This window comes from Bradyrhizobium sp. UNPF46, assembly GCF_006658625.1.
Classification (GTDB): Bacteria; Pseudomonadota; Alphaproteobacteria; order Rhizobiales; family Xanthobacteraceae; genus Bradyrhizobium; species Bradyrhizobium nitroreducens.
Genome location: NZ_LFJB01000107.1, coordinates 1 through 18,687 on the forward strand (window position 1 = coordinate 1; position 18,687 = coordinate 18,687).

Here is an 18,687-nt window from a genome sequence, read left to right on the forward strand (position 1 = left end):
GGGAGATCACGGCATAAGCCGTCCAGCCATCGCGCAGGGAAGGCCGAGTGATCGGCGACACCTGTATGCTGCTGTGCGGTCTTTTTGCGCGTGCCTTTCGCGCAGCAGACCGCGGGTGCCAGCCGGCACCCGGCCTTCCCTGCGCCCTCTTGGATCTGGAGGGTGGAGCGACGAAGCAAAGCTCGGGCGAAACGCGCCGCGAGAATGAGAAGGCGTGTCTGGAAGCCGAACTGCCTGCCACAAGCTCGATCTCGTAAGGTGGGCAAAGCGCAAGCGTGCCCACGTCTTGTTGCTGATGGAAGGAGATCGTGGGCACGGCGCAAGTGCGCCTTTGCCCAGCCTACGAGATTACGGCGCTGCGCGGCACGTCTCGTCCATCGCAGATCGGCAGATTCTGCCGGGATGGATTTGCCGCTGCGACGGAGCTGCTCCCCGCGATCGGCGATAAGTCCTTGATGAACATGAATCCGCGAGCTGGCATGCGCGTTGCACGCAGGAGCTGCGTTCGCAAATGAGCAGTGGAGTTCGGGTATGAGTGTCGGCAGCTTGAGCAGCATCGGTGGCGGCAGCGCGGCGGGATCGCCATTCTCCGCCGGCTCATCGAAATCCGCCGATGGCGCGCAGAATGACGGCTCGGCCTTCTCGTCCCTGCTGCAGGACGGCACGCCTTACGACGAGATCAAGGTCGACCTGCCGAACGGCATGTCGGTCGGCATCGTCCACTTCGGCGGCGGCGGCTTCGACAGCGAGGCGCTCAAGTCCATCGAGGATTTCGTGCGGAGGCTCGCTGACGAGAAGACGCTCGGGCAGCCGTCAGCGAGCGCCGATCAGGCCGGCCATGACGAAACGCCGGATGCGGTCGGGATCGACAAGATCCATGTCGATCTTCCGAACGGAATCTCGTTCGAGATCCTGCATTCCGCAGGCAAGACGTCCACCGACAGTGCCGCGATCATGAAGCAGCTCACCGACGCCGCCGAAGAGCTCGCCGAATCGCTCGGGCATTATTCGCCGGCATCGAGCGCGGCGTCCGCCTACGCCGCGCAGCAGGCCGCCGCGTCCGGCCGCAGCAGCGGGCTCGACGCCCGCAGCTGATGCGCCTGCGCGGAGCGTGACGATGTCATGCCGGCATTCGCCGCGTTCCCCGGGCCTCTCTCAGACGCGATACCACGCCGCCAGATTCCACGTGATGGTGTCCCAGCCGGAGATGTCGATCATCAGATTATTGGCGCCGGCGTTGACAATGGGGCGCGAGAGCAGCGGCAGGAACACGTTGGCCTCGCAGAAGATCTCGTCCACCTTCATCAGCAGCGCGGCGCGCTTGACGGGATCGAGCTCGCTCTGCGCGGCCTTGTAGGCCTTGTCGGCTTCGGGATCGGAATAGCGCGAATTGTTGCGGCCGAGCCATTTGTTGTCCTTGGTGGCGATCTCCCAGGAGACGCACTGGTTCAGGAAGCGCTCCGGATCGGGCTGCGGCTGCGTGGTGTTGTACATCTCCATGTCGGCATAGAATTTGGAGTAGGTGTCGGGGTTGCCGACGTCGGAGGAGAAGAACACCGAGGCGGTGACCGCCTTGATCTCGATGTCGATGCCGGCCTTCTCGCAGGCCTGCTTGATGATGGCCTGGGTCTTCTGGCGCGGGGCGTTGATCGAGGTCTGGAATACGTATTTGAGCTTCTTGCCGTCCTTCTCGCGGACGCCGTCCGCGCCCTTCTTCCAGCCGGCTTCGTCGAGGATCTTGTTGGCCTTGTCGATGCTGAACTCGTATTTCAGCTTGGGCGACTTGAACTGCTTGGGCGCGTTGACGAAGCTCGCGGTGGCGATGCCGCCGCGGCCGTAGATGAATTTCTGGATCGAATCGCGGTCGATCAAAAGGTTGATCGCGCGGCGAACGGCGGGGTCGGACAGCGTCGGGTGCTTGGTCTTGAGGCTGGAGCGTTCGCCGTCGACCTCGGTCCAGGGGTCGGTGGTGTTGAGGATGACGAACTCGACATTGCCGGAGGGCGTGATGTCGAGCTTGCCCTTGCCGCTCGCCTCCATGCGCTTGAGGACCTCCTCCTCCACCTGCATGTTCCAGGCGAAGTCGTATTCGCCGGTCTGCAGCACGGCGCGTGCCGCAGACACCGCATCGCCGCCGCCTTTGATCTCGAGCGTGTCGAAATGCGGCTGGTTCTTGACGTGATAGTCGGGATTGCGTTCGGCGCGGATCAGGTCGCCGGGCTTGAACTCGACGAATTTGTACGGGCCGGTGCCGACCGGCTTCAGGTTGGCCGGCGCTTCGCGCGACTTGGCGCCGACATAGTCGCCGAAATGATGTTTTGGCAGGATCTGGCCGACCTGGCCGCCGACGAACGGGTCGGCCCAGAACGGTGTCGGGGCCTTGAAGATCACCTTGACGGCGAAGTCGTCGATCTTCTCGACCTTGATGTCCTTGTAGGAGCCCGTGGTGAAGGCCGCGGTGGCGAGATCTGCGGCGTACTGCCAGGTGAAGACGACGTCGTCCGCGGTGAAGGGCTTGCCGTCATGCCATGTCACGCCCCGCTTCAGCTTCCAGATCACGCTCATGCCGTCGGCCGAGAGGCCGCCATTGGCCTTGGTGGGGACCTCGGCGGCAAGGCAGGGGACGAGATTGCCGTCCTTGTCCCACCCGGCGAGCGGCTCGAAGAAGACGCGCGAGGCGATCTGGTCCTTGGTGCCCAGCGCGAAATGCGGATTGAGCAAAGTGGGCGCCTGCCACAGCAGCATCTTGAGCGTGCCGCCGCCGCCGGCCTTGGTCGGCTTGTAGGGCAGCGTGGCGTCCGCCATCGCCACGTCGTGCCAGACCAGGATCTGGCTTGCGATGGGCGCGGCGATTCCGACCGCGGCCACCCTTTGGATGAACGAGCGTCGCGACAGCGTGCCTTGCTTCACCTGTGCGACCAGACCCCGGATATCGTGCTCGTTCATCAGATGACCCTCCACCGCGACGAAAACCGTCGCCGCCATCATGTTGCATCATGCGCGATGCGGCAATGCCGGGGTGACTGCCGGCCCATGCGACGAAATGACGATGGAGAGAGCCCTTGCGGGCCAAGAACAGGATCAAGACCCGGATCAACACCCGGATCAGGATCCGGATCGCCGCCCGAGAGACCCGGGCGGCGACCCGGTGCGAACTTGATTGAACTTGGGGAAGTTCTAAGGCCGCGCCGGAACGCTAACCCGGCTGCAGCAGGCGCATCAAGTTTCGTGATGTTGCCGCGGCCGGAGATTCATTGCAGCCGCCGGCAAATCGCCACATATGCACCATCGGCGGTCGAACCCATGACGAGCCGGCATCTACCTGGTGCCGAGCACGCCGATCGCCAGGGCCGACAGCAGCAGGGCCTGACTCAGAAGCTGCAGCGCCGTGTTCGGCTGCGCCAGCCAGCGCGTGACCCTCTCGGAGAAGGACAACGTCGTATCGGCGAACAACGGCTGAAAGCTGTGCCGGAAGAAGTGCGGGAATCTGGCACCGAGCCCCGAGGTCAGCAGGGCGTGGAAGGTCGCCATCATGGCCACGAAAATGGCGGCGCCGAACGGCTCGCCGACGAATTCGGCCGCGTCGATCAGCTTGATCGCCAGCGCGACGCCGGAATAGATCGGCACGCCCTGAAGCACGAAATAGAGTGCAAAGCATTCGAGCCATTTTCGGCCGGTGAGCTTTGGAGCAGCAAGAGTGGTCATGGTCGGTGTCTCCCTGAGGTCCGATTGTCGTGCCGCAAATCTTGCGCACCGCGTGCCGCATTGCCGTGATGCGCCTCACGCTGGGCGAATGGCGTCGCGGCCGCCGTGAATTCGTTCCGCGTTTGCTGCCGGATGGAGAAAGCGCAGCCCGCTTCCGGCACGCAATTTGGATTTCCATTTCATTGATTTCCCCTTGCGGAGAAGCGAATACGGTTCCAATCATTCGTGCCGTGCCATGGAGACCAAGATGTCGTTTCGCTTCCCCCTGATCCTCGCCACCGTGCTCGCCGCGTGGTCGGCGGCAAGCTCCGCCGAGACCATCAAGATCGGCGTGACGCCGGGGCCGCATGCGCAGATCCTGGAGGCGGTGAAGCCGATCGCGGCGAAGAATGGCCTCGACATCCAGCTCCTCGAATTCTCCGACTACGTGGTGCCGAACGCCGCGCTCGACGCCGGCGAGATCCAGGCCAATTCGTTCCAGAACCAGCCTTACCTCGACAACCAGAAGGCCGATCGCGGCTACAAGATCGAGGCGGTCGCGCTGACCGTGAATTTTCCGATCGGCGTCTACTCGAAGAAGCACAAGGCCTTCGCCGACATCCCCGAAGGCGGCAAGGTCTCGATCCCCAACGATCCCACCAATGGCGGCCGCGTGCTGCTGCTGTTGCGCGACAAGGGCGTGATCAAGCTGAAGGACGGCACCGGCTTCAAGCCGACCGTGCTCGACATCACCGAGAATCCCAAGAAGCTGAAATTCATCGAGGTGGACGCGGCGCAGGCGCCGCGCGCGCTCGACGACGTCGACGCCGCCGCGATCAACACCAATTATGCAACTCAGGCGGGCCTCGATCCGGTCAAGGATCCGATCCTGCGCGAGGATCCCAAGGGCCCCTATGTCAACCTGATCGCCGTGCGCACGGCCGACAAGGACAAGCCCTGGGTCAAGATCCTCGTCGACAGCTACCACACGCCGGAGGTCAAGGAGTTCGTCCTGACCAAGTTCAAGGGCGCGGTGCTGCCGAGCTGGTAGGCAATCTGCCCAGCTCCAGCGCAGGGACCATCCTGGCGGGCAGGCTTGCGCGTGAGAGTCGCGTATGAGCCCTGCGCAATGCCCGCTTGTCTGGAGCCGCACGACCCGACATCATCGGGCGCCTGGCCATCCTTGCCCGACAGGGGTCGTATGAAACGCTTTGCAAACCTGAAACGCCTGGGATTCTTCACGCGGCTGCTGGACGAGGCGCCGCCGGCGGACCGCTATCGCTTCGCGGCCGAGCAGATCGTGCGCGCCGAGAAAGCGGGGCTCGATTCCGCGTGGATCGCGCAGCACCATTTCCACGAGCGCGAAGGCGGCCTGCCGTCGCCCTTCACCTTCCTCGGCTACGTCGCAGCGCAAACCTCGCGCATCCGCCTCGGCACCGGCATCGTCACGCTGCCGCTGGAGAACGCGGTGCGGGTGGCGGAGGACGCCGCGGTGCTCGATCTCATCTGCGATGGCCGCTTCGAGCTCGGCGTCGGCACCGGAGGCAATCCGTCGGCCTTTGCTGCCTTCGGCCTCGACAGCGCCCAGCGCAACGAGATCTTTGCCCGCAATCTGGAAATCGTCCGCACCGCCCTGGTCGGCAAGCCGCTCGACGGCGGCGATACGATCTACCCGCAGCGGCCGCAGCTGGACAAGCGGATCTGGCAGGCGACGTTCTCGGTCGCGGGCGGCGCCCGCGCCGGCAAGGCGGGCGATGGCCTGCTGCTGTCGCGCACCCAGCCGCGCACCAAGGAGGCGCCGCGCGCCACGCTCGCCGAGATCCAGAACCCTGTCATCGACGCCTATATGGAGGCGCTGCCCAAAGGGGCCGAGCCTCGCATCATGGCCTCGCGCAGCGTCTTCGTCGCCGACGACCATGCCGAGGCGATGCGCTTCGCCGATATCGGGCTGCGCCGCGCGCTGCCGCAATTCATGAAGGGTGGTCATCTTCCCCCGGGCGAGACGCTGGCGGAGATGATCACGGCGTTCGACACCCATGTCGGCGACGCCGACCACGTCATCGCCTCGCTCCGCAGCGACGCGACGCTGGAGCGGGTGACGGATCTCGTCTTCCAGGTGCATTCGGTCGATGCCCCGCACCCTCACGTCCTGCGGTCGATCGATCTGGTCGCGGAGAAGGTCGCGCCGGCGCTGGGCTGGACCCGGACCGCGCCCGATGTGGCGCTGGCGGGCTGATCGGAATGAATGTGTGCGGGGCTGACTGATGGCAACACAGGATATCATCGACACGCTCGCCGGGATCGAGCCCGGCTCGGCTCTGGACGCCATCCGCGCCCGCCGCCTGCAGGCGCGCGAGAATGCGCAGAAGAGCTATCTGTCACTGTTCGAGCCGATCGACGCCAGTGATGTCTCGCTGCTCGAACGCGCCGCTGTGGCCGCCTTCGTGACCGGACTGCATGGCGAGTCCCCGGTTGCCACCTTCTATCGCGAGAAGCTCGCGGCGAGCGCGGGCGGCGCGGCTCTGCTTGGATCGATCGATGCCGAGATCGCTCGGGGCAGGACCTCGGGTCCGTACGGCTCGTATCCTGCCGGTCCGCTGTCCGTCGAAAACACGGCCGGCCTGATCTATCGCGTCAGTGCGGCGAGCAAGACGGCGCTTGGCGCCAGGCTCGCAGCAGCGCTCGAGCATGCGCATCTCCTGGTGTTCCGGCCCCGCGATGCGGCGGCCGCCGACATGAAGGCACTGCTTGACGCCGGCTGGTCCAACACCGGCATTGTCACCTTCTCCCAACTCGTCGCGTTCCTGGCCTTCCAGCTGCGCGTCGTCAGCGGCTTGCGCACGCTCGCCGCGGCCAGCGCGTAGGAGGCTGCAATCATGAGCGCCGTCAATCCACCCGTCGCCTTCACCCAGGACGAGCTCGGCTGGGTCTCCTGGATCGAGCCGCTGCCCGAAGCGGAATTGACCGAGCGGCACTACGCCGGCCTGGTCGACCGCGCCCGCGCCAAGTCGGAATATTTCCGCCTGCTGGTGCGCGACCCTGAAGTCCTGGAAGCCCGCACCAAGACCGACAAGGACATCTTCTACAACGTCGCCGACGGCCTGCCGCGTGCCGAGCGTGAGCTCGCGGCGGCCGCGACCTCGCGTTACAACGGCTGCATCTACTGCGCCTCCGTGCACGCGCGCTTCGCCAGCACCTATTCCAAGCGCCGCGAGGACGTGCAGCGCCTGCTCGACGAGGGCGTGAAAGCCGATCTCGGCGAGCGCTGGAACGCGGTGGTCAAGGCGTCGGTCGCGTTGGCCGAAACACCGATCGCATTTGGCCCTGACAACATTGCGGAGCTGCGCCGCGCCGGCCTCGACGACGCCGAGATCGTCGATGTCATCAACGGCGCCTCGTTCTTCAACTGGGCGAACCGGCTGATGCTGTCGCTCGGCGAGCCCTCGAAATAGGCAATCTCGCCGGCACGAGAATTGCTGCTTGTTTCAACCGAAATGGATGGAGCCGTCAAATGAGCAACATCGATCGTCGCACCCTGGTGAAGGGCTCGCTCGCCGCCATGATGGCGGGAGCGGCCGTCTCGCGCGGTGCCTTCGCTGATACCTCCGAGCCGATCCTGCTCGGCGTCAGCGGCCCGCTCACGGGACCGAACGCGCAATATGGCACGCAGTGGAAGCAGGGCTTCGACCTCGCGCTCGACGAGATCATGGCGGCCGGCGGCATCAACGGGCGCAAGCTCGCCTACCAGTTCGAGGACAGCCAGAGCGATCCGCGCCAGTCGGTGGCGATCGCCCAGAAGTTCGTTTCCAATCCCGCCATCGTGCTGGAGCTTGGCGACTTCTCCAGCCCCGCCTCGATGGCGGCATCCCCGATCTACCAGCGCGGCGGCCTCGTGCAGTTCGGCTTCACCAATTCGCACCCTGACTTCACCAAGGGCGGCGACTTCATGTGGAGCACCTCGGTCAGCCAGGCCGACGAGCAGCCGCTGCTGGCGGCCTATGCGGTCAAGCGCCTTGGCCTGAAGAAGCTCGCGGTGCTGCACCTCAACACCGATTGGGGCCGCACCAGCCGCGACTATTTCGTCAAGGCGGCCAAGGAATACGGCGCCGAGATCGCGGTCACCGAGGGCTACATTGCGGAGGAGCGTGACTTCCGCTCGACGCTGGTGCGGGTGCGCGACGCCAATCCGGACGGGCTGATCCTGATCTCCTATTATTCCGACGGAGCGCTGATCGCCCGTCAGGCGCGCCAGGTCGGGTTGAAGCAGGTGATGTGCGCCGCGAGCTCGGTCTACTCGCCAAAATTCATCGAGCTCGGCGGCGAGGCGGTCGAGGACGTTCACGTCGGCACGCGCTACTTCCCCGAGGATACGCGGCCCGAGGTGCAGAAGTTCATCGCGGGCTTCAAGAAGAAATACAACGGGCAGGAGCCGGACGCGTTCAACGCCTACGCCTACGACGCGATGAACATGGCCGCCGCCGTCGTGAAGATCGGCGGCACCGACCGCAAGGCGATCCGTGACGCCTTCACCAAGGTCAAGGATGTCCCCAGCGTGATCTTCGGCACTGCGACGTTCGACGTCGCCACCCGTCGCGTCAAGGGCGCCATGAACGCCGAGCTCGTCGTGCGCAAGGGCCAGTTCGCGCTCTGGGACGGCAAGCCGACCTGATCCAACGGCCGGAGCAACCGCTTCGGCCGCCTTCCTTCCACGCGGGGACCAATTCTTGTCTTCCTGGCTCGACTACACGATCAACGGGCTGATCGTCGGCAATGTCTACGCCCTCGTTGCGGTCGGGCTCGCGCTGATCTTCGGCGTCAGCCGGCTGATCAACTTCGCGCAGGGCTCGATCTATCTGGTCGGCGCCTATATCGGCTGGGTGGCGGTGGTGCAGCTGCATACGCCGCTGCCGCTCACCATCATCGTGGTCGCGGTGGCGGCAGCGATCGTCGGCCTGATCATCGAACGGTTCGGGCTGCGGCCGCTGCAGAACTCGGTGCGCATCGCGCCGCTGCTCGCGACCATCGGCATCAGTTTCGTGCTCGACCAGCTGGTGATGCTGACCTTCTCGCCCAATCCGCGGGCGCTGCCGAGCCAACTGCCGGATGTTCGCTTCCAGGTCGGCGGCGGCACCATCGGACCTCTTGATCTGCTCATCGCCGGGGTCGGCCTCACCAGCGCGATTCTGCTGTTCGTGTTCCTGCGCTACTCCAAGCTCGGCTGGGCGGTGCGCGCCACGGCGCAGGACCGCGATGCCGCGATGCAGATGGGCGTCGACGTCAATCGCGTCAATCAGGCCGTGTTCGGCATCGCCGCCGCGCTCGGCGGCGTCTCCGGCATGCTGGTCGGCATGTACTACAACCAGATCGACACCGCGATGAGCCTGCAGGCGACGCTCAAGGGCGTCGTTGCGGAAGTGGTCGGCGGTGCCGGCAACGTGCCGGGCGCGGTCATTGGCAGCCTGCTGCTCGGCCTCGTCGAGAGCTACGGCGTGGCCGTGTTCGGCACCAGCTACCGCAATCTGTTCGCGTTCCTGCTGCTAGTCGTCGTGCTCGTGCTGCGGCCGAACGGCCTGTTCGCCAGCGCGCGGCAGGCGCCGCCCGAGCCGCTCACCGGCACCTTCATCGCGCCGAGCCGCCCGGTGCGCATTCCGCGCTGGGCCCTGGCTGTCGCCTCCGCCGGTTTCGCGGTCCTGCCGTTGTTCCCGGTCTCCTTCTACGTGCTGCAGACCCTGATCAATGCCTGGCTGCTCGGCATGCTCGCGCTCAGCCTGACGCTGGTCGCAGGCACGATTGGCCAGGTCTCGCTCGGTCACGCCGCGCTGCTGGCGATCGGCGCCTACACCTCGGCGCTGCTGTCGCTGGCCCTCAACGTCCCGGTCGGCCTTGCCGTGATCGGCGGCGGCCTGATGAGCGCTGCGCTCGGCACGCTGCTGATCTCGCCCTCGTTCCGCCTGCGTGGGCATTATGTGTCGATCGCCACCCTCGCCATCGGCGAGATCGTGTCGCTGGTGATCCTGAACTGGGAGAGCGTGACGCGCGGGCCGATCGGCATCTCCGGCATCCCGCCGCTGTCGCTGTTCGGCTACGATTTGATCAGCCCGACCTCGATCTACTGGTTCAGCTTTGCCGTGATGGTGGTGCTGGCGCTGCTGCAGGGACGGCTCCTCGACTCGCATCTCGGCCGCAGCTTTCGCGCCATCCGCGACGACGACGTCGCCGCGCGTGCCTATGGGCTCAGCCTGAACCGCTACAAGTCGCTCGCCTTCATCTTCGGCGGCTTCGCCGCCGGAATCAGTGGCGGCATCGCGGCGCATTTGTATTCCTACATCAACCACGAGACCTTCAACACGCAACAATCGATCCTGGCGCTGACCGTCGTCATCCTCGGCGGCCTCGGCAACGTCGTCGGCGCAATGCTCGGAGCGGTGGCGCTGGTCGGGCTGCCGGAAGTGTTCCGGATCGCGGCGGAGTATCGCATCCTGATCTACGGCATCGTGCTCTTGCTGCTCGTGCGATTCAGGCCGCAGGGCCTGTTGGGAACGATGTGATGGCGGAGCAGTCTCCCATGCTGTCCCTGCGCGGTCTGACGCGCCGCTTTGGCGGCCTCACCGCGGTGGACTCGATCGATCTCGATCTCGCCAAGGGCGAGCTCGTCAGCATCATCGGCCCCAACGGCGCCGGCAAGACCACGCTGTTCAATCTCGTGACGGGCCTCGACCGGCCCGACGCCGGCACCGTCCGCTTCGAAGGCCAGGACATCACGGGCCTGTCGCCGGAGCGGCTCGCAGGCGAAGGCATCGCGCGCACCTTCCAGCTCGGCCGCGTCTTCGGCAATCTCAGCGTCATGGACAACGTCCTGATCGGGGCGCACACGCGGCTGCGTGCGGTGAAGCCGGCCGTGCCGGTGATCGGCCCGCTGCTCGAATTGGGCCTCGCGCTGCTGCGTCCCGCCAGCGTCAAGGCGGAAGAGGAGCGGCTGCGCGAGGAGGTGAGGGCGATCCTTGCCCGGTTCGGCGAGCGGCTGCTGCCGCGGATCGACCAGCCTGCCTACAGCCTGTCCTACGCCAACCGCCGCCGTGTCGAGATCGCACGCGCGCTGGCGCTGCAGCCGCGCCTGCTGTTGCTCGACGAGCCGACCGCCGGCATGAACCCGACCGAGACCGCGGAAATGCAGGCGCTGGTCGCAGAGCTGAAGGCGGAAGGTCTGACCATCCTCCTGATCGAGCACAAGCTGGAGATGGTGATGCGTCTGTCCGACCGCGTCATCGTCATGGACGAGGGCAGGAAGATCGCGGAAGGGCCGGGCGAGCAGGTGCGCACCGATCCCAAGGTGATCGAGGCCTATCTCGGCCACGGCCTCTCGGGTGCGGCGGAGCAGGAGAGCGCGGCATGACGACGAGTGCATCCGAGCCGCTGCTGGCGCTGTCCGACGTCAATACCTTCTACGGCCAGGCCCAGGTGCATTTCGACCTGTCGATCACGGTCGCGCGCGGCCACATCGTCTGCCTGCTCGGCGGCAATGCCAGCGGCAAGTCGACGACGATGAAGATCATCCTTGGTCTGGTTAAGCCGCGCTCGGGCGAAGTAACCTTCGACGGCGCCTCGCTGATCGGGCTCACCACGCCACAGATCGTCCGCCGCGGCATCGCCTCGGTGCCGGAGGCGCGGCGGCTGTTCGCGGACATGAGCGTGCGAGAAAACATCCTGATGGGCGCCTTCGTGCGCAACGATCGCGAGGCGATCGCGCAGGATCTCGACAGGATGCTGACGCTGTTTCCAAAACTCGGCCAGCGGCTGTCGCAGCGCGCCGGCTCGCTCTCCGGCGGCGAGCAGCAGATGGTGGCGATGGCGCGCGCGCTGATGAGCCGCCCCAGGATGATCGTGATGGACGAGCCGACCATGGGCCTGTCGCCGCTCTATGTCGACCGCGTGCTGGAGCTGATCCGGACCATCAACCAGGAAGGCGTCTCGGTGTTCATGGTCGAGCAGAACGCCAGCCTCGCGCTCGAGATCGCGCACGAAGCCTATGTCCTGCAGACCGGCAGGATCGTGCTGTCAGGCCCGGCACGCGCGCTGAAGGACGATCCCCGAATCCGCGATGCCTATCTCGGCGGCTCCGAGGCGGCCTGACGAATTGCGCTGAGCTCTCGACGTCATGGCCGGGCCTGACCCGGCCATCCACGTCTTGTTCCCGGCAAGAAGAGCGTGGATGCCCGGGACAAGCCCGGGCATGACGACCTCGATCTCGTCTCAAGCCGAAGCCGCGCTGGCGACCTGCTCCGCCGGCAGGTCATCGCCATTGGGATCGCCCGGGGCGGTGGCCCAGGCCAGCTCGACCAGCGTTACGATCCGGCGTCCGCCGCCGTCGAGCTGGACCACGATCAGGCCCTGCTCCTCCATGTAGCCGAGCAGCCGCTGTGCCCGGCGCAGCGAATGCGAGCCGTAGGCGCGCGCGATCGCGGCGTCGCCGGGGCAGGGCCAGCCCTCCTTGGCCGCGCGCGCGATCATCATGAACACGCCCTGCATGTCGTCGGGCAGGATCGAGGCGCGCAGCGCCACGTCCTGCCAGGCGTCGTCTTCGGCGAGATCCGTGCCGAGCCCCGCACGCGCATGCGTCAGCATGCGGCGAAACTCGTTGAGGTCGGGTACGGCTGCGCCGAGGCCCTCGATGCGGCAGCGGACCACGAACTCCTGATAGAGCACGCCGATGGCGCGGAAGCCGGCGTCGGGCTCGGCGAGCACGGCGCGCAACGTGCGAGCCACGCGCTCGCGCCGCTCCGCGAGCTCCTCGGCGCTGACCGGCACCTCGACCAATTCGGGCCGAATCTCCGGCGTGGCGGCGGCCTTCGCGGCGCGGAGCTGCTCGAGCAGATCCGGCGCCGGCCGTCGCTGCGGCCGGCTGGCATCGGGCGGCGGCGCGGCCAGGATCATGGCGCGCATATCTTCGGTGGCCGCCTCCGGCAGCGGCATCAGCCGCGGCGTGGAATTGCGCGGGCTGGTATCGGTCGGGCCGATGTTGAGACGCAGCGGACGGCGCGACAGCGCAGGGCCCAGCGCCATGAACTGGCCGCGCTCGAGATCGCGAAAAGCTTCGGCCTGCCGCCGCTCCATGCCGAGCAGATCGGCCGCGCGCGCCATGTCGATGTCGAGGAAGGTCCGGCCCATCAGGAAATTGGAGGCTTCCGCCGCGACGTTCTTGGCGAGCTTGGCCAGACGTTGCGTCGCGATGATGCCGGCGAGGCCACGCTTGCGGCCGCGGCACATCAGATTGGTCATGGCGCCGAGCGAAAGCTTTCGTGCCTCGTCCGAGACCTCGCCGGCAACCGCCGGCGCGAACAGCTGCGCCTCGTCGACGACCACGAGCATCGGATACCAATGGTCGCGGTCGACGTCGAACATGCCGCCGAGAAACGCCGCCGCACGGCGCATCTGATTCTCGGCGTCGAGGCCTTCGAGATTGAGCACGGTGGAGACGCGATGCAGCCGCGCGCGCTCGCCGGCGACCTGAAGGCCACGCTCGGTGTGATCCTCGGCCTCGATCACCAGATGGCCGAAACGCTCCGCCAGCGTGACGAAATCGCCTTCGGGGTCGATGATGGCCTGCTGCACCCAGGGCGCGCTCTGTTCCAGGAGCCGCCGCAGCAAATGCGATTTGCCGGAGCCCGAATTGCCCTGCACCAGGAGGCGGGTCGCCAGCAGTTCCTCGAGGTCCATGGCGGCCGCGGCGCCTGCCGTGGTCTGCCCCATCTCGATTGCAACCGTCATGCCCGACTCAAGTCCCCGTCATTCGCGGACAGGGGCTTATCAATCCCGCCGCGGCGCGTCGAGCGCAACGGCGCGAATCATGCCGCGTTGCCCACGGCGGCGTTCACGGCCATCCTCGGAACATTGAAGGGAGTCGCGTTCAGGCTGCTTCGATCAGAGTTTCACCCGAAAATTGTCCATATTTTTACGGGGATGCGCTACGCGTCGGCTATCCTGCCGGCCGGCAGAGCGCCAGGAAACACGGGCCATGATGAGCACACTAGCCAGCCCCGCCACGATCACGGTCACGGTGTTTGGCGTTGCGGCTCTGGTTACGCTTGGCGTGGGCATTTATTGGCTCTTCAACAAGCGGGCACGCTTGAGGGATATCGCCGAGATGAGGGCGAAGCTCGATGAGCTCGAGCCCTCCGACCCCGAATACGGTGCGGTGAGAGCACTTTACACCTCGATGGTCCTGGATGCCGAACGTTGGGGCTACTTTGCCGGCGAAGCCGGGTCAGGCGGCCATGCCAGCAGTGCCGATCACGGCGGCAGCGACCACGTCGGCGATGCCGGCGGGGGCGGGCACGCTCATTGATGCATGAATGGCTCGGCGCCGCGCGGTGACGATGGCTTCGCGCGGTCGGCGTCAGCTTTCGGACACGGCTCCCGGGTGTCCCGACAGTTGCAACAGTGCGGGCCGATAGGGGGCTTGCGGATCGTCGTCCTCGTCGGCGGGGATCGCGCAGGAGCCGAATTGCTGCCGGATCCGCTCCATCTCGGCGATGCGCTCATGCAATCGCTGCAGATGTTCCGGCGATGTCGCCCGCCAGAACCGGAACGTGTCGGCCGTCAGTGGCACGAACGCCGTGCCGAACAGTGTCGGCTCGGGAACGACGGTGCGTCCGAGCAGCAGGAAGCGGTCGGCGCCGGAGACGATGAGGGTGGCATAGCCCCGGTTTCCGATCCGCCTGATCCCGTTCAGCGACCATTCGGCGAGCTTGCTGAAATAAGGCTCCTCGCGCCAGCGATCGGGGCAATGGTCGTCCACCGTGACGTTCACGGCATCCTGGCTGAAATGGACGATGATCCCCGACTTCGCCGGGAACCAGTCGTCGTCGAGATGCCCCTGCAGCCAGGCGCAGACGAAGGAGCGGCACATCTGGGGGCGGCGGTCGTAGATGGTGCATCCGGTGCCGGTCTGCCAGTGCTTGCAGAGCTGGTTCACCGGCTTCTCGACGGCGGCCACTTCCAGGATATCGCAGCAGGCGTTGCAGGATCCGCATTGCCGGGCCAGCGGCGCAGTTCTCGGCAGGCCGGTCGTACGAAAGCCCTGGCCGTCGCGGACCAGCAGCTTCTGCTTCTCCAGCGTAGTCAGCGCACGTTCGATCTTGAGACGAGAGAGCCCCGTGGCGTCGATCACGCCTTTCATCGTCGTCGCGCCTGCCTCGACGGCGCGGACGACACTGAGCATCGCCTGGTCCATGGCTTCTTCTGTTCTTGTGTGGATGCCCAACGCGGGTTGCGCAAACCAATGCCGGAAAGGTGATTTACAAAGCTATGTTGCTGACGCCCCAGCGCGAGGCAAGAAGACGGGACGTGGACGGCGACACGATCGCGTGATCAGGTCTGTGCGATCCCCTTTCGTTGCGCTTGCGCGACACCGGGAACCGCTTGCTCGATCGATGGGATTGCGATGCGTCGGTGCTGCGCGAACCGCGCCCGCGCGTGGAATGACACAGATCAAGGCCCGTCGGCACGGCACCTGCTAGCCGGCAGCATGGACTTGCTGACCTTCTTCACGGCGACCTGCTTCCTTCTCGCCATGCCGGGACCGACCAACACCTTGCTTGCGACATCGGGGGCAGGGGTCGGTGTCTCCCGCTCGCTTCATCTGCTGGCGGCGGAGCTGTGCGGCTATCTCGCAGCAATCGCGCTGTTGCGGCTGGCGCTCGGTCCCGTCGTGAGCGGCATCCCGCTCGCGGCTGTCGCGCTCCGCGTCGCAGTGACCGTCTACATCCTCGGCCTTGCCGTCATGCTCTGGCGCGTCAACGCGCGCGAGCTCCGCGACGGCGCCGTGGTGACGTTCCGCCAGGTGCTGCTCGCTACGCTCCTGAATCCGAAGGCGCTGGTGTTCGCGTTCCTGCTGCTGCCGCTTCAGGCCGGGCTGTTCGATCTCCTGCCCTGGCTCGGCGTGATCGCGCTTCTGATCGTCACGGCCGGTGCTCTGTGGGTGACACTGGGCGCAACGCTCGGCAATGGTGCCCGTCGTCGCGGGCGGCCCGAGCTGATCACGCGCACCGGCGCGGTCACGCTTGTCGCAGTGACCGGCCTGATCTGGCTTCAATCCTTCCTGAGCGCCTGAGCCGCTGCGGCGCCCGCAGGTGCGGAGGCCGGTCCGCTACTGCGCGCCGGATCCGCCCTGTACGATCTTCTCGTTCAGCTTCTGGTCGACGGTCTCCACCGTGCGGTCGATCTCGGCGTTGGGCACGCCGAGCTGATGCGAGATCAGCTTCACCAGGAGGTCGACGCGCTCGATGAAGGGCGCGCCGCCCGCGACCGCGCGCGCCGCCGATGACGGCTTGAGCAGGCTCTCGGCGGCCTTGGCGTATTTCGCGAACGGCACCTGGTCCTGCGGATCGGCGCCGAGCTTGCGCGCGATCGCGTCGACATGGTCGTAGATCGTCTGCGAGCGCTTCAGGTCGCCATGGACGGCGTCGCGGATCGACTGCGGCTCGTGCGGGGTGATGCAGCGGTAATTGCCGGTCAGCAGCATCGACCATTTGGCCAGCGGCACGAACAGCGAGTCGAACACTTTCAGCTTCACCGGCACGTCGTGGCCGTCGAGCGTCACCGCGTCGATGTCGGCCTCCAGCTCGCGCAGCAGCTTGTTGTGTTTCTCGTCGGCGAACACCGACGCCTTGAAGTTGGTGGGTAGGCCGACATGCAGCACGTTGGCGGCTTCTTCCGGCGGGCGGAATGCCTGCGGATCGGGCGAGCACAGCGTCACGAGGCCGGGCTCGAACCGCTCCCAAACCTGGGCGTTGGTGTAGGCCTCCTCCAGATCCATGTCCGCGAGCGCCGGAATGCGCTTCAGATAAGGCAGCGGCGGCATGTTCATGATCGACAGGCACGGCAGTTTTGCCGCGGCGATCTTGACCATGAGAACGCGCACCGTGTGGTTGGTGTATTGCGGCTCCTGCATCGCAAGGCCGACCAGATCGTAGCGGGAGAGATCGACATCGGCCGGCGTCACGGCGTCGAGCTTGCCGGGCAGGTCACGCGAAAAGATCGCCCGGTGCACCGCCTCGTCGCGCAACTTGATGCGCACCTCGGTACCTTCGCGGTTGATCAGCTCTGCGGTCTTGGCGCGGCAGACCAGGGTCACATTGTGCCCGGCCATCAGCAGCTTCGTGCCGAGCAGCGAGCCGTAAGAAGCCCCGAGAATCAATATGTTGCGCGCCATGCTCCGTCCCTTTGACAAAATCTGTGATTTTTGAGCCCCGGCCGTCATCCGCGGGCGAGTTGCCGGCATGTAAAGCGAAGTGAGCAGGGATGGCAACTGGGATAATGCATACAAGGCCGGCGCCGATTTCCCGCTTCGCGTGAGAAGCGAGCACCGCCCGGTGCAGGGAATACCGTCATCCATGGATGGGATGAGCAGAGCATGCTCCGTCGGCTCTGCGAGACTATTCGTTTCGGCAGAAATTCGAAAAGATCGCATTTGTTGCGCGGCGCCAGCTCAACTCGCGTCACCGACGACAGTCGCGACCGATGAGAAGACAACGGCCGGATTCTCGCGAGATCGTGATTGGCGGCAAGTACACGGTCGTCATGAAAATTCATGAGGATACTGAGACGTTTGTGCCTCCTTCGCATCAAACGCCATCCAAATTCGTATCTCTCCGTTGCAGCAAAAAACTACAACTCGGAACCGCAAAAATGGCAGAATGGCGTGGGGCCCTAACCAACTATCAGCAGTGGAGCTGCAGCGTGACGATTGGGTTGAGCCGGATTGGATTTCGTATCCGGGCCGGCTCGTTCGACGATCGCAGTTTCGTCTAGCGCTCTGCTGAAAGTGCAGTCGGCAAAAGTCCGGGAATCCAAGCCCTGATGATTCAAGTCTTGGTATTCGCTGACGGCGCCGTCGGGGGACTGACATGGAAGGTGATCATTGGCCTCACGGCTCGTGCGACGGCGCGGGTGCAAATCTGGCACGCTTGCGCCACCGCGCGTCCGAATTTTTCGATGGCCTGTCCGTCGCGGATTTGGTGCGAGAGACGTCCAGGCATCTGTGGGTTTCGGACTGGTTGAGGGTCGCGGACGACTACCGGATATCCGCCGAATCTGCGCGCGGTGACGAGTCCGCCCCGATTGCCTTGGACGCGTGGCTGTGCTCGCTGACGGCGCTCGAAGTCGCGCGAAGTTTGTCGGCTCCGGGAGATCTCGCGGATGGCGACCTCTCAGACAGGCTCGATATCGGCCTGAGGGGCTTGGAGAATGAGGTCGGTCCGGCGATCCAGCATGTGAAGATCGACGGCCTTGATCAGGGGCCGTTGACGGGCCTGTTTCGGCCGGCGCTCCATCAGGAGCGTTCTCCCGTCGTGATCTGCATCGCCGACGAGGGGGTCACCCTGGGCGCGATGATGAGCAGATTGTCGCCGGCCTTCTGCCACCGCAACATGTCGCTTCTGCTCGTTCATGCGGGCAATGCGTCCATCCGTCGCCCATTCAAGGCCGAGCATATGCTTGCGTGCTGGCTCGACTATCTCGCGGCTCGCCCGGACGTCGATACGCGACGGATTGCAGTCTATGGCGAGGGAGCGGGCGCCAGTCATGCGTCCCGCCTTGCCATGTCGGATCGCAGGATTGCTGCCGCCGTGTGCGACGGCGGCATCGCGGCACCGATCATGCGCCGGGCATGGCTGCGCCGGAAGAGTGGCGTCGCGCAGGCCGCGACACCGCCGGATTGGCTGCAGCCGTCGCGTCGCATACCTTGCCCGCTTCTCGTGGTCGTCGGGAGTCGCTCGATGGTTTGGGAAGAGGACGCGCTCGCGCTGCAAGCCGGCTATCGGCAGGCTGGAGCTGACTGCTCGACCGTTGTGCCGAACTGCATCCCCCATCCACTGGGCGAGGTCGAGAATTTCATCGCTGTCGACGATTTCATTCTCGAATGGCTCGACAACAAGCTGGGGGCCGGCCGCCAGCTGGATTCCGTCACCCGCCTCTAGCAGCGTCAGCCGCGCATCGGCGGGGCCC

The 18,687-nt window shown here is 65.7% G+C and carries 17 protein-coding genes; 12 read left to right on the forward strand and 5 right to left on the reverse strand.

Translation table 11 applies throughout. The features are described 5' to 3' along the window. The first annotated feature begins 531 nt into the window (after window positions 1-531). Window positions 532-1,095: a hypothetical protein gene (locus UNPF46_RS34495; RefSeq protein ID WP_142253042.1), complete on the forward strand. Its 564-nt coding sequence runs from the start codon at window positions 532-534 to the stop codon at window positions 1,093-1,095. Window positions 1,096-1,155: 60 nt separating this feature from the next. Here UNPF46_RS34495 and UNPF46_RS34500 read toward each other — a convergent pair whose 3' ends face one another. Both UNPF46_RS34500 and UNPF46_RS34505 read right to left on the reverse strand, forming a co-directional pair. Further along, a complete protein-coding gene (locus UNPF46_RS34500; protein WP_142253043.1) occupies window positions 1,156-2,946 on the reverse strand; it encodes a peptide ABC transporter substrate-binding protein in 1,791 nt (596 codons plus the stop codon). Between the two features lie 372 nt (window positions 2,947-3,318). Next, complete coding sequence (locus UNPF46_RS34505; RefSeq protein WP_100179473.1) at window positions 3,319-3,705, reverse strand: hypothetical protein; 387 nt, start codon at window positions 3,703-3,705, stop codon at window positions 3,319-3,321. Window positions 3,706-3,940: 235 nt separating this feature from the next. On the opposite strand from UNPF46_RS34505, the gene UNPF46_RS34510 reads away from it, so the two are divergent. The 8 genes from UNPF46_RS34510 to UNPF46_RS34545 all read left to right on the forward strand — a co-directional run bounded on the left by UNPF46_RS34510 (window position 3,941) and on the right by UNPF46_RS34545 (window position 11,814). Beyond that, complete coding sequence (locus UNPF46_RS34510; protein ID WP_097660420.1) at window positions 3,941-4,735, forward strand: MetQ/NlpA family ABC transporter substrate-binding protein; 795 nt, start codon at window positions 3,941-3,943, stop codon at window positions 4,733-4,735. 150 nt (window positions 4,736-4,885) lie between these two features. Then, window positions 4,886-5,920 carry a putative FMN-dependent luciferase-like monooxygenase gene (locus UNPF46_RS34515; RefSeq protein WP_142253044.1) on the forward strand — a complete coding sequence of 345 codons (1,035 nt, stop codon included), beginning with the start codon at window positions 4,886-4,888 and terminating at the stop codon, window positions 5,918-5,920. A 28-nt stretch (window positions 5,921-5,948) separates the two neighbouring features. Further along, complete coding sequence (locus UNPF46_RS34520; protein WP_181770250.1) at window positions 5,949-6,548, forward strand: CMD domain protein; 600 nt, start codon at window positions 5,949-5,951, stop codon at window positions 6,546-6,548. Between the two features lie 12 nt (window positions 6,549-6,560). After that, window positions 6,561-7,136 carry an alkylhydroperoxidase domain protein gene (locus tag UNPF46_RS34525; protein ID WP_142253046.1) on the forward strand — a complete coding sequence of 192 codons (576 nt, stop codon included), beginning with the start codon at window positions 6,561-6,563 and terminating at the stop codon, window positions 7,134-7,136. Between the two features lie 59 nt (window positions 7,137-7,195). Continuing rightward, window positions 7,196-8,353 (forward strand): ABC transporter substrate-binding protein, encoded by a 1,158-nt coding sequence (locus UNPF46_RS34530; protein WP_142253047.1) that lies wholly within the window; start codon window positions 7,196-7,198, stop codon window positions 8,351-8,353. A gap of 55 nt (window positions 8,354-8,408) precedes the next feature. After that, window positions 8,409-10,232 (forward strand): ABC transporter permease, encoded by a 1,824-nt coding sequence (locus tag UNPF46_RS34535; RefSeq protein WP_142253048.1) that lies wholly within the window; start codon window positions 8,409-8,411, stop codon window positions 10,230-10,232. Then, window positions 10,232-11,077, forward strand: a complete 846-nt coding sequence (locus UNPF46_RS34540; protein WP_174719128.1) for an ABC transporter ATP-binding protein — start codon at window positions 10,232-10,234, stop codon at window positions 11,075-11,077. Before UNPF46_RS34535 ends, UNPF46_RS34540 begins: the two co-directional genes overlap by 1 nt. Next, window positions 11,074-11,814: an ABC transporter ATP-binding protein gene (locus tag UNPF46_RS34545; RefSeq protein ID WP_100179466.1), complete on the forward strand. Its 741-nt coding sequence runs from the start codon at window positions 11,074-11,076 to the stop codon at window positions 11,812-11,814. The genes UNPF46_RS34540 and UNPF46_RS34545 overlap by 4 nt, the downstream gene beginning before the upstream one ends. A gap of 120 nt (window positions 11,815-11,934) precedes the next feature. Here the strand turns inward: UNPF46_RS34545 and UNPF46_RS34550 are convergent, their stop codons facing one another. Continuing rightward, window positions 11,935-13,449 carry a helicase HerA domain-containing protein gene (locus UNPF46_RS34550; RefSeq protein ID WP_100179465.1) on the reverse strand — a complete coding sequence of 505 codons (1,515 nt, stop codon included), beginning with the start codon at window positions 13,447-13,449 and terminating at the stop codon, window positions 11,935-11,937. A 247-nt stretch (window positions 13,450-13,696) separates the two neighbouring features. On the opposite strand from UNPF46_RS34550, the gene UNPF46_RS34555 reads away from it, so the two are divergent. Further along, the gene (locus UNPF46_RS34555) at window positions 13,697-14,026 is read left to right on the forward strand and encodes a hypothetical protein (protein ID WP_142253049.1); all 330 of its coding nucleotides are present in this window, start codon (window positions 13,697-13,699) and stop codon (window positions 14,024-14,026) included. Window positions 14,027-14,077: 51 nt separating this feature from the next. Here UNPF46_RS34555 and UNPF46_RS34560 read toward each other — a convergent pair whose 3' ends face one another. Then, a complete protein-coding gene (locus UNPF46_RS34560) occupies window positions 14,078-14,914 on the reverse strand; it encodes a YkgJ family cysteine cluster protein (protein WP_142253050.1) in 837 nt (278 codons plus the stop codon). A 294-nt stretch (window positions 14,915-15,208) separates the two neighbouring features. On the opposite strand from UNPF46_RS34560, the gene UNPF46_RS34565 reads away from it, so the two are divergent. Continuing rightward, window positions 15,209-15,793, forward strand: coding sequence for a LysE family translocator (locus tag UNPF46_RS34565; protein WP_142253051.1), 585 nt, complete (start codon window positions 15,209-15,211; stop codon window positions 15,791-15,793). Window positions 15,794-15,829: 36 nt separating this feature from the next. Here UNPF46_RS34565 and UNPF46_RS34570 read toward each other — a convergent pair whose 3' ends face one another. Continuing rightward, a complete protein-coding gene (locus UNPF46_RS34570; protein WP_100179461.1) occupies window positions 15,830-16,894 on the reverse strand; it encodes a ketopantoate reductase family protein in 1,065 nt (354 codons plus the stop codon). A gap of 694 nt (window positions 16,895-17,588) precedes the next feature. On the opposite strand from UNPF46_RS34570, the gene UNPF46_RS34575 reads away from it, so the two are divergent. After that, window positions 17,589-18,659: an alpha/beta hydrolase family protein gene (locus tag UNPF46_RS34575; RefSeq protein WP_142253052.1), complete on the forward strand. Its 1,071-nt coding sequence runs from the start codon at window positions 17,589-17,591 to the stop codon at window positions 18,657-18,659. Window positions 18,660-18,687: the final 28 nt, after the last annotated feature.

Coding starts and splice junctions, on each gene's coding strand:
- UNPF46_RS34515 (WP_142253044.1), top strand. CDS start 4,886: ATGAAACGCTTTGCAAACCTGAAACGCCTGGGATTCTTCACGCGGCTG.
- UNPF46_RS34500 (WP_142253043.1), bottom strand. CDS start 2,946: ATGAACGAGCACGATATCCGGGGTCTGGTCGCACAGGTGAAGCAAGGC.
- UNPF46_RS34525 (WP_142253046.1), top strand. CDS start 6,561: ATGAGCGCCGTCAATCCACCCGTCGCCTTCACCCAGGACGAGCTCGGC.
- UNPF46_RS34510 (WP_097660420.1), top strand. CDS start 3,941: ATGGAGACCAAGATGTCGTTTCGCTTCCCCCTGATCCTCGCCACCGTG.
- UNPF46_RS34540 (WP_174719128.1), top strand. CDS start 10,232: ATGGCGGAGCAGTCTCCCATGCTGTCCCTGCGCGGTCTGACGCGCCGC.
- UNPF46_RS34570 (WP_100179461.1), bottom strand. CDS start 16,894: ATGGCGCGCAACATATTGATTCTCGGGGCTTCTTACGGCTCGCTGCTC.
- UNPF46_RS34530 (WP_142253047.1), top strand. CDS start 7,196: ATGAGCAACATCGATCGTCGCACCCTGGTGAAGGGCTCGCTCGCCGCC.
- UNPF46_RS34565 (WP_142253051.1), top strand. CDS start 15,209: ATGGACTTGCTGACCTTCTTCACGGCGACCTGCTTCCTTCTCGCCATG.
- UNPF46_RS34575 (WP_142253052.1), top strand. CDS start 17,589: ATGGAAGGTGATCATTGGCCTCACGGCTCGTGCGACGGCGCGGGTGCA.
- UNPF46_RS34520 (WP_181770250.1), top strand. CDS start 5,949: ATGGCAACACAGGATATCATCGACACGCTCGCCGGGATCGAGCCCGGC.
- UNPF46_RS34505 (WP_100179473.1), bottom strand. CDS start 3,705: ATGACCACTCTTGCTGCTCCAAAGCTCACCGGCCGAAAATGGCTCGAA.
- UNPF46_RS34550 (WP_100179465.1), bottom strand. CDS start 13,449: ATGACGGTTGCAATCGAGATGGGGCAGACCACGGCAGGCGCCGCGGCC.
- UNPF46_RS34555 (WP_142253049.1), top strand. CDS start 13,697: ATGATGAGCACACTAGCCAGCCCCGCCACGATCACGGTCACGGTGTTT.
- UNPF46_RS34560 (WP_142253050.1), bottom strand. CDS start 14,914: ATGGACCAGGCGATGCTCAGTGTCGTCCGCGCCGTCGAGGCAGGCGCG.
- UNPF46_RS34495 (WP_142253042.1), top strand. CDS start 532: ATGAGTGTCGGCAGCTTGAGCAGCATCGGTGGCGGCAGCGCGGCGGGA.
- UNPF46_RS34545 (WP_100179466.1), top strand. CDS start 11,074: ATGACGACGAGTGCATCCGAGCCGCTGCTGGCGCTGTCCGACGTCAAT.